At 63.1% G+C, this 15,683-nt stretch carries 19 protein-coding genes; 15 read left to right on the plus strand and 4 right to left on the minus strand.

Going from position 1 to position 15,683, the window contains the following annotated elements; all coding sequences use genetic code 11:
* Nucleotides 1-56: 56 nt before the first annotated feature.
* Nucleotides 57-677 (minus strand): class I SAM-dependent methyltransferase, encoded by a 621-nt coding sequence (locus J3D46_RS05650; RefSeq protein ID WP_253465618.1) that lies wholly within the window; start codon nt 675-677, stop codon nt 57-59.
* Nucleotides 678-802: 125 nt separating this feature from the next.
* Here J3D46_RS05650 and J3D46_RS05655 point away from each other — a divergent pair, with 125 nt between their 5' ends.
* The gene (locus J3D46_RS05655; RefSeq protein WP_253465621.1) at nt 803-2,338 is read left to right on the plus strand and encodes an alpha-N-arabinofuranosidase; all 1,536 of its coding nucleotides are present in this window, start codon (nt 803-805) and stop codon (nt 2,336-2,338) included.
* 3 nt (nt 2,339-2,341) lie between these two features.
* Here J3D46_RS05655 and J3D46_RS05660 read toward each other — a convergent pair whose 3' ends face one another.
* Nucleotides 2,342-2,716: a hypothetical protein gene (locus tag J3D46_RS05660; protein ID WP_231339654.1), complete on the minus strand. Its 375-nt coding sequence runs from the start codon at nt 2,714-2,716 to the stop codon at nt 2,342-2,344.
* A gap of 169 nt (nt 2,717-2,885) precedes the next feature.
* Here J3D46_RS05660 and J3D46_RS05665 point away from each other — a divergent pair, with 169 nt between their 5' ends.
* Both J3D46_RS05665 and J3D46_RS05670 read left to right on the plus strand, forming a co-directional pair.
* The gene (locus J3D46_RS05665) at nt 2,886-3,890 is read left to right on the plus strand and encodes a LacI family DNA-binding transcriptional regulator (RefSeq protein ID WP_231339653.1); all 1,005 of its coding nucleotides are present in this window, start codon (nt 2,886-2,888) and stop codon (nt 3,888-3,890) included.
* 40 nt (nt 3,891-3,930) lie between these two features.
* Nucleotides 3,931-5,031, plus strand: coding sequence for a D-TA family PLP-dependent enzyme (locus J3D46_RS05670; protein ID WP_253465624.1), 1,101 nt, complete (start codon nt 3,931-3,933; stop codon nt 5,029-5,031).
* Here the strand turns inward: J3D46_RS05670 and J3D46_RS05675 are convergent.
* Nucleotides 5,028-5,549 carry a flavin reductase family protein gene (locus J3D46_RS05675; RefSeq protein ID WP_253465627.1) on the minus strand — a complete coding sequence of 174 codons (522 nt, stop codon included), beginning with the start codon at nt 5,547-5,549 and terminating at the stop codon, nt 5,028-5,030. The two genes, J3D46_RS05670 and J3D46_RS05675, sit on opposite strands and share 4 nt — an antisense overlap.
* 200 nt (nt 5,550-5,749) lie before the next feature.
* On the opposite strand from J3D46_RS05675, the gene J3D46_RS05680 reads away from it, so the two are divergent.
* From J3D46_RS05680 to J3D46_RS05735, 12 genes are all read left to right on the plus strand, one after another.
* Nucleotides 5,750-6,052, plus strand: a complete 303-nt coding sequence (locus J3D46_RS05680) for an urease subunit gamma (protein ID WP_231339650.1) — start codon at nt 5,750-5,752, stop codon at nt 6,050-6,052.
* A 7-nt stretch (nt 6,053-6,059) separates the two neighbouring features.
* A complete protein-coding gene (locus J3D46_RS05685; protein ID WP_231339649.1) occupies nt 6,060-6,428 on the plus strand; it encodes an urease subunit beta in 369 nt (122 codons plus the stop codon).
* Nucleotides 6,425-8,155 (plus strand): urease subunit alpha, encoded by a 1,731-nt coding sequence (gene ureC / locus J3D46_RS05690; protein ID WP_253465631.1) that lies wholly within the window; start codon nt 6,425-6,427, stop codon nt 8,153-8,155. Before J3D46_RS05685 ends, ureC begins: the two co-directional genes overlap by 4 nt.
* 8 nt (nt 8,156-8,163) lie before the next feature.
* A complete protein-coding gene (ureE, locus tag J3D46_RS05695; RefSeq protein WP_253465634.1) occupies nt 8,164-8,637 on the plus strand; it encodes an urease accessory protein UreE in 474 nt (157 codons plus the stop codon).
* A 156-nt stretch (nt 8,638-8,793) separates the two neighbouring features.
* Nucleotides 8,794-9,462, plus strand: coding sequence for an urease accessory protein UreF (locus J3D46_RS05700; protein ID WP_253465637.1), 669 nt, complete (start codon nt 8,794-8,796; stop codon nt 9,460-9,462).
* A 21-nt stretch (nt 9,463-9,483) separates the two neighbouring features.
* Complete coding sequence (gene ureG / locus J3D46_RS05705) at nt 9,484-10,101, plus strand: urease accessory protein UreG (RefSeq protein WP_253465640.1); 618 nt, start codon at nt 9,484-9,486, stop codon at nt 10,099-10,101.
* A 142-nt stretch (nt 10,102-10,243) separates the two neighbouring features.
* A complete protein-coding gene (locus tag J3D46_RS05710) occupies nt 10,244-11,167 on the plus strand; it encodes an urease accessory protein UreD (RefSeq protein WP_253465643.1) in 924 nt (307 codons plus the stop codon).
* Nucleotides 11,167-12,213 (plus strand): HoxN/HupN/NixA family nickel/cobalt transporter, encoded by a 1,047-nt coding sequence (locus J3D46_RS05715; RefSeq protein WP_253465646.1) that lies wholly within the window; start codon nt 11,167-11,169, stop codon nt 12,211-12,213. The genes J3D46_RS05710 and J3D46_RS05715 overlap by 1 nt, the downstream gene beginning before the upstream one ends.
* A gap of 162 nt (nt 12,214-12,375) precedes the next feature.
* Nucleotides 12,376-12,885: an RNA polymerase sigma factor gene (locus tag J3D46_RS05720; RefSeq protein ID WP_231339642.1), complete on the plus strand. Its 510-nt coding sequence runs from the start codon at nt 12,376-12,378 to the stop codon at nt 12,883-12,885.
* 5 nt (nt 12,886-12,890) lie between these two features.
* Nucleotides 12,891-13,928 (plus strand): hypothetical protein, encoded by a 1,038-nt coding sequence (locus J3D46_RS05725; protein ID WP_253465649.1) that lies wholly within the window; start codon nt 12,891-12,893, stop codon nt 13,926-13,928.
* 219 nt (nt 13,929-14,147) lie between these two features.
* Nucleotides 14,148-14,345: a hypothetical protein gene (locus tag J3D46_RS05730; RefSeq protein ID WP_207595847.1), complete on the plus strand. Its 198-nt coding sequence runs from the start codon at nt 14,148-14,150 to the stop codon at nt 14,343-14,345.
* Nucleotides 14,342-14,572, plus strand: a complete 231-nt coding sequence (locus tag J3D46_RS05735; protein ID WP_159704347.1) for a hypothetical protein — start codon at nt 14,342-14,344, stop codon at nt 14,570-14,572. Before J3D46_RS05730 ends, J3D46_RS05735 begins: the two co-directional genes overlap by 4 nt.
* 75 nt (nt 14,573-14,647) lie before the next feature.
* On the opposite strand, the gene J3D46_RS05740 is transcribed toward J3D46_RS05735, so the two are convergent.
* A complete protein-coding gene (locus J3D46_RS05740) occupies nt 14,648-15,682 on the minus strand; it encodes a beta-propeller fold lactonase family protein (RefSeq protein WP_253465652.1) in 1,035 nt (344 codons plus the stop codon).
* Nucleotide 15,683 lies beyond the last annotated feature (1 nt).

The raw sequence follows: 15,683 nt of genomic DNA on the forward strand, positions 1-15,683 counted from the left end.
CCCGGCCCCTTGTTGACTCTGGGCTGGTGCACAGTTATCAATGCGCGTAGGTGCGTTCAGCCAACGCGACCGGGAGTGAGCAGCCGTTGCGCGACGATGGCCGCGTGGGGACGCACTCCGGGGTCGGCGCGCGAGTGCGTGCCAATCACGCTGAAACCGGCTTCCTGCAACCGTCCCGACATCTCCTCCAGAGACCAGAAATAGGCAGGAGTCACTGCATGCGAGAACGACTCACCCGCCGGGCCATCGAAGAAGCCGATCAGGAGGCCACCGCCTGGTTTGAGGCACCGGGCAAACTCGTTCAGAACCCGGCTGATCCCAGCCGGGGGAGTGTGAATCAGTGAGTACCAGGCGAGGATTCCCGCCAATGAGTGATCCGGGGTGGGCAGCCGATCAAGTGACCCGACAGAGAACTGGGCATCCGGGCAGAATTGCTTGGCTGTCTCAATGAACTCCGGTACCAAGTCCACGCCTTGGACGTCCACCCCGGCGGAGTGCAGAAAGGCTGTCCATTGCCCAGGCCCGCAGCCGGCATCGAGGACTTTCCCGGACAATCCCTGGGCCCATGACAACACCAGCTCCCTATCGACCGGATGCGTGCTGCTGATGGACCCGAACAATGAGGTGTACTCGTCGGAACGCGCAGAATAGGCGGCTCTCACTGCTCCAAAGGACATGCGTCTCAGCCTAGGAGCCGGAACGCCCGCCAAGAAATCCCTTGACTCCCACACCAACACCACGTCAGCATGTTTCTATAACGTTGTAAATCGATAAGCAGAACAAGCAGACAAGGACCCACCCTTTGGGAAACCAAGACAAACCCACGGCCAAAATCACCATCGACCCCGCGTTCGTCGTAGGCCCCGTCAGGAGGAAGACCTTCGGCGCCTTCGTTGAGCACCTCGGCCGCTGCGTCTACACGGGCATTTTCGAGCCTGAGCACCCGAAAGCGGACGACGACGGCTTCCGCACCGACGTCCTCGACCTCACCAAGGAACTCGGTGTCTCTACGGTCCGCTACCCCGGCGGAAACTTCGTGTCCGGCTACCGCTGGGAAGACGGAGTGGGGCCCAAAGAAGACCGCCCAACAAGGCTCGACCTCGCCTGGCACTCCAGCGATCCCAACCTGGTGGGCGTGGACGAGTTCGCAAAGTGGTCGGAGAAGGCCGGCGTGGAACCCATGATGGCGGTCAACCTGGGTACCAGGGGCCCGCAGGAAGCGCTGGACCTGCTGGAGTACTCCACCATCAAGGGTGGAACGGCCTTGTCCGAACAGCGCAAGGCGAATGGCGCCGTCGAGCCTCACAACATCACCATGTGGTGCCTCGGGAACGAGATGGACGGCTTCTGGCAGATCGGCCACAAGAAGGCCGGCGAGTACGCGCGGGTTGCCGCCGAAACGGCGCGGGCAATGCGCATGGTCAACCCGGACCTGGAACTGGTGGCTTGTGGAAGTTCGGGGCCAACCATGCCAACGTTCGGCGAATGGGAGCGCGTGGTCCTCAACGAGACATACGAGTTGGTGGACCTGATCTCGGCGCACCAGTACTTTGAGGACTTCGGGGATTTGCAGGAGCACCTGTCAGCCGGGCACCGGATGGAGGCGTTCATCAAGGACCTGGTCTCGCACATCGACCATGTGAAGTCGGCCAACAAGTCCGGGAAGCAGGTCAATATCTCGTTCGATGAGTGGAACGTCTGGCACATGTCCCGCGACGAGTCCAAGGTGCCCACAGGCGACGACTGGCCCGTGGCGCCAGTGCTCCTCGAGGACCGCTACACGGTTGCCGACGCCGTGGTGGTGGGAGACCTTCTCATCACGCTGCTGCGCAACACGGACCGCGTCCACTCCGCGAGCCTGGCTCAGCTGGTCAACGTGATCGCACCCATCATGACCGAGCCGGGTGGCCGGGCCTGGAAGCAGACCACGTTCCACCCGTTTGCGCTCACTTCGCAGAATGCATCTGGCACGGTGTTGAACCTCGCCGTCGAATCCCCGCTGCTGGAGACCGAAAAGACGGCGGGCTTCACCGCCCTGTCAGCCGTGGCGACCTATGATGCAGAAGCCAAAGAGGCCGTGGTGTTCGCCGTGAACCGCTCGGCGTCGGACCCGCTGACGCTGGATGCCGCCGTCGGAAGCCTCAACGCAAGCAAAGTCATTGAGGCCGTCACCTACTCGAACAAGGACCCTTACTGGCAGGCCACTGCCGACGATTCGACGTCGGTCCTGCCGTCCGAAAACGTCAGTGTAAAGCTCGACGGCGGCCGCCTCACCGCCGGGCTTCCGGCCGTGAGCTGGACCATGATCCGGTTGTCGCTTGAGGACCAGGTCAACTGAAAACTAGGCGATCTGCTGCGTGCCGTCGTGGAACATGGGGTACGCGGAGATCGGTGTGACCGTAGCTGACGGAGTTGGTTCCGGTGCCCGCGATGCGGGTGCCGGAGCCGGCTCGTCAACGGTGACGATTTCCATGGACTCCATGTCCAGGAGCCGCCTGCTCCCGGTGTCGTCCGTGAGCCAGAAAAGGTCGGTGCCAGCAACGGTTTTGACCACGGTGCCCCGGTGATAGAGGCGGCCGTTATGCCAAGCCTCCACATGATCGCCCGCGCTCAGGGCGTGCGGCTCGTCTTTGCTCCCCGGCATGGTGCCGAATGCTTGGGCCAGGCTCGCCTGCATTTTCAGCGCCTGGAAAAGATCCCTGTTTGCAATACTCATGTCTGCTCCTCCCAGCTGTCGCCGTCCTTGCCCTCAGCTTTGCGCATGTATGTTGCGGGCGCGTTGCAAGGGGATGAGCGATGTGTGACGGCTGCAGGGGCTTGAGTGACGGCCCGACTGCCGCCCCATCTGCAACGATGTATGCCAACAGTTCAAAAGGAGCACATTGATGGCCGTCACCATGAACGACGTCGCACGGGTTGCCGGGGTCTCGTTGAAGACGGTGTCCAACGTGATCAACAACTACGAGTTCATCCGGCCAACCACCAAACAGCGCGTCCTCGATGCCATCGATGAGCTCGGCTACGAAACCAACCTGACGGCCCGCAGCCTCCGCTCAGGCAAGACCAGCATGCTCGGATTGGTCCTGGCAGACCTTTCCATCCCGTATTACGCCGAGTTGGCGTCGGACATCATGAAAGTGGCGTGGGCCCGGGGATACCGCGTTCTTGTGGAACAGTCCGGTAACGAGCCTGACCACGAGAAGGCCGCGCTCCAAGGCCAATTCCGCACCCTCACTGACGGTCTCCTTTTCATTCCACTCGCCCTCAACGTCGAGCAGATTATCCAGGCCGCAGGTAAGAAACCGCTGGTACTCCTTGGCGAGTACGTGCAGGATCCGCGCCTGGACATGGTCCTTATCCAAAACCACAGAGCCGCCGCCGCCGTCACCACGCACCTGCTGGCGGGTGGCCGCCGTCGTATAGCTGTTGTGGGTGCGCACGACGGCGACACCACCGGCAGCGGTGGCCTGCGCCTTGAGGGGTACAAAGCTGCGCTCGCTGACGCCGGCGTGGAGTATGACCCCGCCTTGGTGGTTCCGTGCGATTGGCGGCGCGACGGCGGTGCTGATGCCATTGCAAGGTTGCTGGACAGCGGCGTGGAGTTCGATGCTGTTTTCGGGCTCAACGATGCACTTGCCCTCGGAGCACTTCACGAACTCCTGGTCCGCGGCAAGAAGGTGCCGCAGCAGGTTGCCGTTGCGGGCTTCGATGACATCGACGAGGCACGGTTTGCCTCGCCGTCGCTGACCACGGTGGCGCCGGGGCGTGCGGAAATTGCGGAGCGCGCCGTCGAACTCCTCATCAACCGGATTGAAAGCAAAACCGCAGCAGCCAAGGTTCAGCAGCCGGAGGCGGCGTTCGAGCTGCGAGTCAGGCAGTCCGCGCCCTGACCGCCTGCAGTTGGTGTCCCGGGCCGTTAGTGTTTGAGGAATGAACGTGATCCCCGCTGAAGTCGTCACCCCCGCCGTCATGATCGATGTCGATGTCCTGGACCGGAACATCGAACGCATGGCGTCCAGCATGCTCAGCAGGGGACTCAAGCTCCGCCCGCACGTCAAGACGCACAAGACGCTGGAGATCGCCCGGAAGCAGTTGTCGGCCGGTGCCGCGGGGATCACCGTTGCCACCATCGGCGAGGCCGAGGTTTTCGCGGCGGATGGAGTGAAGGACATCTTTATTGCCTACCCGCTCTGGGTTGAAGCCCCTCATGCGGAACGCCTTCGGGCTTTGGCGGCCAAGGGCCGCATCGCCGTTGGCGTGGATTCTGCTGAGAGTGCGACGGCGATGGGTCGCCACTTGGGCGCAGATGCCGGCAGCATTGAGGTGCTGATCGAAGTGGACAGTGGACATCACCGCAGCGGCGTATTGCCCGACGAGGCGGTGGACGTTGCCCACGCAGCGGCTGCCGCCGGACTGAGCGTGCAAGGCGTCTTCACGTTCCCCGGACACAGCTACAAGCCGGGAATGCCCACGGGTGCGGCCAGCAACGAGAATGAGGCCCTTGGCCTGGCCGCGACGGCGCTGACCTCGGCCGGGTTTGAAGTCACCACCATCAGTGGAGGGTCTACACCAACGGCCCTGATTGACGGCGAAACGGTGGCCACAGAGCTCCGCCCCGGTGTCTATGTATTCGGGGATGCCCAGCAACTGGAACTCGAACGATGCACGTGGGACGACATTGCGCTGACGGTTGCCGCCACCGTGGTCAGCCGGCACGAGGCCAACGGTGGCAACGTCCGCCGGGTTGTGGTGGACGCCGGCAGTAAGGTCCTGGGCAGCGACCGTCCGGATTGGGCCACAGGATACGGGCGGCTCCCCGAATACCCCGAAGCCAAGGTGACTGCGTTGTCCGAGCACCACGCCACGGTCGTTTGGCCGGACTCCTTGGAACTCCCGGCGCTGGGTACCCGGCTCCGGGTGATCCCCAACCATGTGTGCCTGACCATGAACCTGGTGGATGAGGTCACCGTTGTCCGCGACGGTGCCGTGGTGGATCAGTGGGCTGTGGCGGCGCGCGGGCGCAACAACTAGCCCAGCACCGGAACGCCCTGGAACAGGGTGTGGAACTCCCGGTTGTGGTAGACCAGCGGGGCTGAATCGGCGGGTCTGAACCGGATATCCACAACGGTTGCGGCCAGCAAGACAGAGCCACCCAGAGGCGCCCGATGGACGATTTCGCATCGCAGCGCCCATGGCGCTTCCCTGAGCAGGGGCTCGCCTGTGGGCAGCAGTTCCCAGTCCATGTCGCTGGTGAAGCGCGGGGCGTTGGGGTCGGAGAATGTGCGCACGAGGTTTACCTGGTCCGCGCCCACCAGGTGCACGACGATCGTTTGCGCGGCAGCGATGTGCGAAGCTGACCGGCCGCCTGTGACGGAGAAGGCGAGCGTTGGCGGATCCACCGCCACCGATGCCACCGAGGACGCCGTGAGCCCTACGGCTCCTTCCGGCCCTGACGCGGTGATGATGGCAACTCCTGCTGGATGAGAGCGGAAGGCGGCCTTGAAGAGCTCGCCGACCGGCTCTGCCGGCAAGGGGGTGTGATGGGACATTCATGAACCTTCGTGGGACTGGTTGGGGTTGGCGCCGCTTTGCGGAAGCGCACCTGAACGATGCTAAGACCTCAACTTAAGTTGAGGTCAATTCGGCATATTCGACCCCCGCCTGTGACGCCGTGGAAACGTAGCTGAAACTTCCGCTCCCTACGCTGGTCACACTCTGTCCTTAAAGTGCCCAGCTATCAGGAGAATCGATGCATCTTTTGCCCCGTGAGCAGGAGAAACTCATGATCGTGGTGGCTGCCGATCTCGCGCGGCGCCGCCAAGGGCGCGGCCTCAAGTTGAACTACCCCGAAGCCGTGGCCGTCATCAGCTACGAGCTCATCGAAGGTGCCCGCGACGGCCGGACGGTCGCCCAACTGATGAGCTACGGGACCACCGTGCTCCGGCGCGAAGACGTGATGGAAGGCGTCCCGGAGATGATCCACGACGTCCAGATCGAAGCCACCTTCCCAGACGGCACCAAGCTCGTCACCGTCCACAACCCCATCCGATAGGAGCCCCATGATCCCCGGCGAATACAGGCTCCAACCCGGATCCATCGCGTGCAACAGCGGCCGTGAGGCGATCGCCGTCGAGGTGGTGAACCGCGGAGACCGTCCCGTGCAGATAGGTTCGCACTACCACTTCGCCGAGGCGAACCGCGCCCTGGAATTCGACCGCGAAGCAGCTCACGGCCGCCGACTGGATATCCCGGCGGGCACGGCCGCGCGCTTCGAACCCGGTGACCGGAAAACCGTCCAGCTCATTGCCTTGGCGGGAACACGTGAGGTTTTCGGCCTCAGCAACGCAGTTAACGGAAGGCTCGACGGCGGAACTGGCGTTACCGGGGAACTGCGCCCGGGCGTCGCAGCGGAAAGGGACCACCAGTGAGTTTCGAGATTTCCCGCAAGCAATACGCCGAGCTGTACGGCCCGACGACGGGTGATGCCATCCGCTTGGCCGATACTGAGCTCTTCCTTGAGATCGAGAAGGACCACACGGTCCATGGCGAAGAAGTAGTGTTCGGCGGCGGCAAGGTCATCCGGGACGGCATGGGCCAGAACGGCCAACTGACCCGCGCAGAGGACATCCCGGACACCGTCATCACCAACGTGATCGTCCTGGACTACAGCGGAATCTACAAAGCAGACGTTGCCCTCAAAGACGGTCACATTTTTAAGATCGGCAAGGCCGGCAACCCCCAGATTGCCGACGGCGTGAACATCGTGATCGGCGCCAGCACGGAGATTATTGCCGGCGAACGGAAGATCCTCACCGCCGGCGGCATCGATACCCACATCCACTTCATCTCCCCGGAACAGGTCCCGGCCGCCCTGTGCAACGGCATCACCACGATGGTGGGCGGGGGCACCGGTCCGGCCGAAGGAACCAAAGCCACCACCATCACGCCGGGCGCCTGGCACATCTCCCGGATGCTCCAGGCCGCCGAAGGACTCCCCGTCAACATCGGCCTGTTCGGGAAGGGCCACGCGTCCGCCGTCGAGCCCCTCGCCGAGCAGATCCGCGCAGGCGCCGTCGGACTGAAAGTGCATGAAGACTGGGGCTCCACCACGTCCTCCATCGACATGTCCCTGCGGGTAGCCGACGAATACGACGTCCAAGTTGCCATCCACACCGACACCCTCAATGAATGCGGGTTCGTGGAAGACACCATCCGTGCCATCGATGGCCGGGTCATCCACACCTTCCATACCGAAGGCGCCGGAGGCGGACACGCCCCGGACATCATCAAAATCGCCGGCCTGCCCAACGTGCTCCCGGCCTCCACCAACCCCACGCTGCCCTACACCAAAAACACCATCGAAGAGCATCTGGACATGCTCATGGTCTGCCACCACCTCAACCCCGACATCCCGGAAGACGTGGCCTTCGCCGACTCCCGCATCCGAGCCGAAACCATCGCCGCGGAAGACGTCCTGCACGACCTCGGAATCTTCGCCATCACGTCCTCCGACTCCCAAGCCATGGGCCGCGTGGGTGAAGTAGTGACCCGGACCTGGCAGGTAGCCGACGCCATGAAACGGCAACGAGGCGTGCTGAAGGATCCATCCGGCACTACCCATGGTTCCGCCGAATCCGACAACTTCCGCCTCAAGCGCTACGTGGCCAAATACACCATCAACGCAGCCATCGCGCAGGGCATGGCAGACGTCATCGGCTCCGTGGAAGAGGGCAAATTCGCTGACCTCGTCCTCTGGGATCCCGCGTTCTTCGGAGTGAAACCCGAGCTCGTCATCAAAGGCGGCCAGATCGCCTACGCACTCATGGGCGATGCCAACGCCTCCATCCCCACACCACAGCCGCGCACCATGCGGCCCATGTTCGCCACGTACGGCAAGGCACTTCAGCAGACGTCCATCACCTTCCTCTCCAAGGCAGCCATCGACGCCGGAGTGCCCGCAGAGCTAGGCCTCGAACGCATCATCAAACCCGTCTCCGGCATCCGCAACCTCACCAAAGCGGACCTCAAATACAACGGCGAAACCCCGGACATCGCCGTCGACCCGGAAACGTACAAAGTGACAGTCGACGGCGTCGAAGTCACCTCCCAGCCCTCCGACGTGCTGCCCATGGCGCAGCGCTACTTCCTCTTCTAGGAGCCTTCATGATCATCGAAAAAATCCTAGGCAACCTCCACGAACAGCCCAACGACTACGCCGGCCACCACAAAGAAAAAGTGGTCCTCCCCAGCGCCCTGCTGGTCAAACGCATCCAACGCGTCACCACCGACCACGGCAAAGAACTCGGCATCCGCCTGCCCACCGGCACCGGCGACCTCCGCGACGGCGACATCCTCGCCGTCGGTGACAACAACCTCATCGTCATCTCCGTACTGCCCACGGACGTCCTGGTCATAGGGCCGCGAAGCATCCACGAAATGGGCGTCGTGGCCCACTCGCTCGGCAACCGCCACCTGCAGGCGCAGTTCTTTGATACTGACTCTGAGTACGGAGCCGAAGTGATGGTTTGCCAGTATGACCACACCGTGGAGGACTATCTGAAGAGCGTCGGCGTCCCCTACGACAGGCAAGAGCGGGTCATGCCGGTGCCGTTCCGCCATGCTGAGCATTCGCACTAGGCAAATTCCGGTGCTGGCTTTTGGGGTTGGCAAGCCTGCGGCGGGTGATAGGGGCCGTGCCCGCTTCGCGGTGCCCACCACGCCGCGGCCCCTATCACCCGCCTCCGCCGAGGTTCGCCGCGGCAACGTCGCGGTTGAGCCCACTAGCGAGGCAGCATGACCTCATATCAGCTGGCTCTTCAACAGTTGACCGACTCCGCTTTGCCTACGGGGGCGTTTGCTCATTCTTTGGGGTTTGAGAGTTACATACATCGTGAGTTGGTTCATGATGAGGGGTCGTTTGGGGTTTGGCTTTCCTCTTTTGTGGGGCAGCAGTTGACCTATTCGGATGGGTTGGCTTTGCGGTTCCTGTATGAGGGGGTTGGGGTTGGGCTGTTGGATTCCGTTCTTTCGGCGCAGTTGTTGGCCCGGGAGGTTCGGGAGGCTTCGCTCAAAATGGGTGGGCGGTTGTTGGAGATCGGCGGGGAGGTTTTTCCGTCGGGGGAGCTGGCCGACTACCGGGAGTTGGTTCGTGGGGGTGGCGCATCGGGGCATCAGCCGTTGGCGTTTGGGGTGATCGCGCGGTCATTGGGTGTTCCCTTTGAAGCGGCGCTCTCTGCGTATTTGTTTGCCACCGTTACTTCGCTGACCCAGAACGCCGTGCGCGCCATTCCGTTGGGGCAGAACGCCGGGCAGCGGGTACTTCGCCACGCGCACGACGCCGTTGCTGCCGCCGTCGACGATGTAGCACAGCTGTGCTGGGACGACTTTGGGGCCGTCAGCCCCGGACTTGAAATTTCACAAATGCGGCACGAACGGCAACGCGCCCGCATGTTCATGAGTTAGCTAGTGCAAAGGACAGAAAACATGTCAGAACCCATCAAGATCGGCGTCGGCGGACCTGTCGGAGCCGGCAAAACCCAGCTCGTGGAACGTATCACCCGGCACATGAGCGGCGACATCTCCATGGCCGCCATCACCAACGACATCTACACCATCGAAGACGCCAAAATCCTGGCCGCCAACGGCATCCTCCCTGAAGACCGGATCATCGGCGTTGAAACCGGCGGCTGCCCCCACACCGCCATCCGCGAAGACACGTCCATGAACACTGCGGCCATCGAAGAACTCAAGACGCGGCACCCCGACCTCCACGTCATCTTCGTCGAATCCGGCGGCGACAACCTCTCCGCCACCTTCAGCCCCGAACTGGTGGACTTCTCCATCTACATCATCGACGTCGCCCAAGGTGAGAAGATCCCCCGCAAAGCCGGCCAGGGGATGATCAAATCCGACCTCTTCATCATCAACAAAACGGACCTGGCGCCCCACGTCGGAGCTGACCTGGCCATCATGGAGCGGGACTCCAAGGAGTTCCGCGGCAATAAACCGTTCTGCTTCACGAACCTCAAAACGGACGAAGGGTTGGACGCAGTCCTCAACTGGATCCGGCGGGACGTCCTGATGCTCGACTTGGCGCAGTGATCAACGCGGCTACGGCGGTGCCGGGTCTGGCGGCTACGCCGGGGATAAGGGGCCGTGCCCGCTTCGCGATGCCCGCCACGCCGCGGCCCCTTATCCCCGGCTCCGCCGCCTCTGCGGTCGAGTCACCTGAAGGCCACAGCCTATGAATACGCCGGTGCAGGTTCCTGTCGTCGGTTCGGTCACTCGGGAAAACGTGGGGCCCGGCTCCGCGTTGGCTTTGTCGGGGCGGGAGGTGCGGGGGCGGTTGGAGCTTGGTGTCAGTGTGCGGGGCGGGCGGTCCGTTGCTGTGCGGCAGTTCCATGAGGGTGCGTTGCGGGTGCTGAGGCCTCATTACCTGGATGAGTCCGGGCAGGTTTGTTATGTCATGGTCAACCCCGGCGGGGCGTATTTGGGGGCCGATCTGTTCCTTATCGATGTGGAGGTTGAGGCGGGGGCGGATCTGTTGTTGACCACGCAGTCGGCCACCAAGGTGTACAGGACTCCGGGGTCGTTTGCTGAGCAGCGAATGAGTGTGCGGCTGGGGGAGGGCTCGCGGTTGGAGCTGATGCCTGACCAATTGATTGCCTACCGGGAGGCCAGCTATCGGCAGAATTCGCGCCTCAGCCTGCACCCGACGTCGAGCCTTGTCATGGCCGAGGTCGTCACGCCTGGCTGGTCGCCGGACGGTGCATCCTTCAAATACGAAGAGGTGCGGCTGCGGAATGAGATCTGGATAGAGGGTGACAGCGGCGCGAAACTGTTGGCGCTCGATAACCTCCTGATTCGCCCACCTGTCAACGACGTGACGGGGATGGGGTTCATGGAAGGCTACAGCCATCTGGGGTCGTTGGTGGTGGTGGATCCGCGGGCGGATCAGGCGCTCGCCGATGAGCTGGACCAAATAGCCCGGGATTTTGACGCCTACACTGGCGTTTCCTTGACGGCGGCTATTGCCGGGACTGCCGGGCTTGTGCTGCGATCGTTGTCGAACAGCACTGAGGAACTCAACAAACTGCTGGGTACTTGCACCGGCGTTCTGCGGGAACGTTGGTACGGGCAGGGACCCTTGAACCTGAGGAAGTATTAATGACTGCGCTGACCGAGTTCGCCACCATGTATCGGGAGCGGGAGACGCTGTCCCTGCGGACCCGGCTGTTGTTCACGTTTGGTGCCGTCGCCGCTTTGCACGTTGCCGCCGTCGTGCTCTTGATTGCTGGTACGGCAGGTGCCGCGCAGCCGTTGGCGCTGGGGCTGGTGGTCACCGCGTATGTGGCCGGCATCAAGCACAGTTACGACTGGGACCACATCGCCGCGATCGACAATTCGACCCGCAAATTCGTGGCGCAGCGCAAGGACCCCGTGAGCGTGGGATTCGCGTTCAGCCTGGGCCACAGCTCGGTGGTGATCCTGGCGGGATTGCTGGTGGTGGCGGGTGCCACGTTGATCGGGCAGTTCATGGAGGACGGGACCACCGGAAACAAGGTGCTGGGCCTGATCGGCAGTGGGGTTTCCGGGCTGTTCCTGTTGGCGATGGGACTGTTCAACGGCTCCGCCTTCGTTCGTGCCAGCCAGGTCTACCGCAGGGTGCAGGCCGGCGGTGGGGTCCGTCCCGAGGACCTTGAGGCCAAGGGCTTTGTTGCCAGGCTTCTCGCCAAGCCGCTGTCCAAGGTGGAGCGCCCGCGGAATATCTACGTGATCGGCTTCCTGTTCGGGCTTGGCTTCGACACGGCCACCACCATTGGGCTGCTGGTCATCACGACGACGGCGTCACTCGCCGGAGTTTCGCCGCTCGCCTTGATGGCCCTGCCTCTCGCTTTCACAGCGGCCATGACCCTGTGCGATTCGATCAACGGCGTGGCGATGATGAAGATGTACAAATCCGCCATCCACAACCCGCAACGCAAGCTTGGTTTCAACGCCGTGATCACTGGCATCTCAGCCGTCTCGGCGCTGTTCATCGCGGTGATCACGCTGGGTGGGTTCCTCAACTCGGCCTTTGAACTGGGCGATCCGCTGACTACGTGGCTCGCCGGCATCGACCTTGGCGATGCCGGGCTGATCCTGGTGGGCCTGTTCGTGCTGGTGTGGGCCGTGTCCGCGATGCGCGGCCGGCATGCGCGGGCCGGAGCCTAGGAAGCTGCCACCGCGTTGAACAGCTCGGTAGTGTCCACGCCGCGGTCCATCGGCCGTGGGCTATCGCAAAGAGAATTTCCCGCACCCTGTAACCGATGGTCTTGAGCCGGAAACTATACAAGTATCCTGCAGTTCAGGGCTCAACATTTTCAGGGGGAAATCGTGCTTTCCGAGCGCGAATTGGCGTTTATCGCCATTCACAAAGACAGCTATCCATCCGTTTTCAGGTTCGTGCGCCGACGCGTGGAATCGGCGGAGATGGCTGAAGAGATCGCCGCCGACGTTTTCCGCGTCATCTGGCAAAAGTGGTCCGACGATGTCCGCCCGGATCTCGCCTACTTACTGACCGTTGCCCGCAACCTGGTGGGCAACGCCTACCGTAGCCGCGACCGGCAGCAGGCCCTGCAGGAAAAACTGCGGACGACGGCGGTGGAGCGTTACGGCGATGACTCCGAGAACGTCGCGGTACAGGATGCGATGGCCCGCCTGCGTGTCCAGGACCGGGACATCCTGCAACTGGCCTATTGGGATGGCCTGGGCACGGCCGAGATGGCAAGTGTCCTGCAGTGCAGTGAATCCGCCGCAAAAGTCCGTCTGCACCGCGCCCGTGCAGCTTTCCGGAAGCAACTGCCGGCGGGCATAGAAACGACTACAGAGAAGTTGGGGGTCTGAAGAAAATGGATCCGATCAAGAACCTGGTTGCCTCGACCGACCCACTGGCGAACGAGCCTGCTGAGCTCAACGCCGAAGAAGCCCTGGCCCGCATGCTCACTGGGCCGCGGGTCTTCAGTGACAACAATCCGGCGGCGGCCGTGGTGTCCCTGGAGGACCGAAGGCGCCGTAAAGCCCGGATCGCTGGTGGGCTGCTGCTCGGTGCTGCGGCCGTGACTGCAGGCGTCCTCGTGGCGGCCAACTTCGGGCCGCTGACGACTGCTCCAGCGCCGGCAGTCTCTGTCACGCCGACAGAAGCGAACCCGTCACCCAGCGTGTCCCTCACACCGACGCCGACCGCGACGCCGTCGGCCACTCCGGAGGCGACTCCGACGACCGCCCCCACCCAGGCGCCGACTCCCACCATGCCCGCGGCGGCCACCACCGCACCCGTGGTACCACCGGTTCAGGTGCCGACGAGTCAGACATTCACCTTCCCGGACGGCCACCTTTCCTTCACGTACCCGGTCGGTTGGAGCGTCAAAACGGAACCGGGGCCATACGCGACGGAGGCGGACAAGGCTGCGTCCACCATCGCCAAGGTCTTGGACAGCTCTGGCACTGAGGTCGCCGTGATATTCAACGGCAATTATGGCGATGGTACCGGGGGGTTGGTGGACCGAACCATCCTCGACAGGGCAGTGGTTCCCGGTGTTCGCGCCACCTCAGGTGAGCTGGTGGAGTTCGGTTTCTCCTCGTACCAGTCGCAGTACGTTCCGTACGAAGGTCCCCCTTACGAGGGAATGCCCTCACCACAAACGGGACCGGTCGACGGTCCTCCGACGTACATCATGGATGCGCGGCTCTCGTCGGAACTCAAGGCCGGTCTCAGCTCCTCCGGGACCAACCAGGTCCGGGTTCCCAACGGCATCATGAGCGCCTACGTTCAGTTTGATGCCACCAAGAACCCAGCCTTCGCTACCCCTGCAGCCGCCAAGTCCTGGATGGGCACCACGCAGTACGCCCAACTGAAGAGCTTGCTCCTGAGCCTCAGCTACAAGTAGTCCACATAGGTGACAGTAAACGGCGCACTGACGGTTCAGAGCGACGTTTGCTGTCACCTACTTGGGTTAGCGGGGAAATGCCACTGTGCTGATGCATGGCGCTGCGCGAAAATGTTATGCATCCGTCCATAACAAAGCCGTTGTCACTTGCATAGGGTTGAAGAGATCTGCTTCACACCACGCAGTGCCCCGATCTATCCCCAAGGATGAGTTTCAACGATGAAGAGCATCGCCCTCCTGCGCGAACGAGCCACCCGCACCATGCCAACCGGGTCCCACTGCCCGGCGTCGGGCCTGTGGAGCCCGGACTCCGATCCGGACGCTGTCCAGGTGTTCCCGGAAGGCCACGTGCTTCCTGCCCACAACGGAGTGGCAACTGTCTGGCGGCGCCGCACTGCCGCTGAAGTGTCAGCGTGACCAGCTCCATCCTGAACCGGCCCGCCGACTACCGGCACGTCCCGGCCGCGGAGTGGTCCGAGCTCAGCTCCGGGGATCCTGTGTGGATCTACGACGTCGCGTGGGGTGCCGGCACCGGCCGCGTTGACGACGTTTCCAAGCACCAGGAACTGCTGTGGGTTGTCCTGGAACCCACGGGCCGCAAGTTGATCTGTGGCACGGACGACGTCCAGGTCTGGTCCGTCTAAAAAGACTCGCCGGGACGGCAAATAATGACAATGTCTGAGCGGATGATTGTCACTTAAATGCCGTCTCGGCGGCATTTAACCGGCGGGAACCAGCACGCTGGGTGAGCCCGTCTCCACCCGGCTGAAGGGTCCGTCCGGCAGCCCGGTTGCGGGGTCGAGTTTAAAGCTCACGACGTCGTTGGACCGCTCATGCGCGATGTACAGCCAGTCTTCGCGGACGAGGTGGTGGCGTGGCCAGTCGCCGCCGCAAGGGACGTCGGCGAGGGGCTCAAGTTCCTTCCCGTCGTGGGTCACCTTCAGCACGCAGATCCGGTTGGAGCCCCGGACGCCCACGTAGGCGAAGCGACCGTCCGGCGACAGCGCGATCTCCGCCGCTGAGTCGCCGTCGAACGGCTTGTTGATGCTGGCCGGAACCATTGCAGTGAGTTCGTAGGTGCCGTCCGGCTCCATCCGAACCGCTGCCACCTCCACAGAGTATTCCGTGTCCACGAACACCGTTCCGCTGCGGTGGCGCGCCAAGTGCCGCGGTCCCGAGCCCTTGGGCAGCACCACCTGATGGTCAGGCTGCAGGCCCTCGCCCGGCACGTACTTCCACAAGCGAACCAAGTCATGCCCCAGGTCGGTTGTCATGACCCTTCCGTCGGGAAGCACCAGGCTCGAATGGGCCCGGCTGGGCCGCTCGTGGTCGGTGGGAGCAGTGAAGTGGGGATCGACGGCGGCTGCCGCGCTTGTGCGCGAGGCAATGGCGCCGTCGTCGTCCAGTTCGTAGAGGATGACCTGGCCATCGCCCCAGCACGTGGCCACGACAAAGCGGGCTTGGGGATCCACCGAAACGTGGCAGGTGGCGTCCCCTGCCGGCCAGGGTTCGCCGAACGCCTCCAGTTCGGCGTCGCCTTTCCGCAGATAGGCGCGCACTGTCCTGCCTTCTTCGGCGACGGCGTAGACCACCGGGAGCGTGGGGTGCAGGGCGAGGAACGACGGGGAGTTCGCTGCAACGGCCAAGCCAGCGGACGTCAGCTTGCCGTCCTCATCAGCCGAGAGCGCAGCGATTCCCTTTCCGTGGCCGTTTCTGTCGTCCGTGTAGGAGCCGACCCAGATCAGGGTTTCCATG

This window comes from Paenarthrobacter sp. A20, assembly GCF_024168825.1.
In the GTDB taxonomy this organism is placed as follows: domain Bacteria; phylum Actinomycetota; class Actinomycetes; order Actinomycetales; family Micrococcaceae; genus Arthrobacter.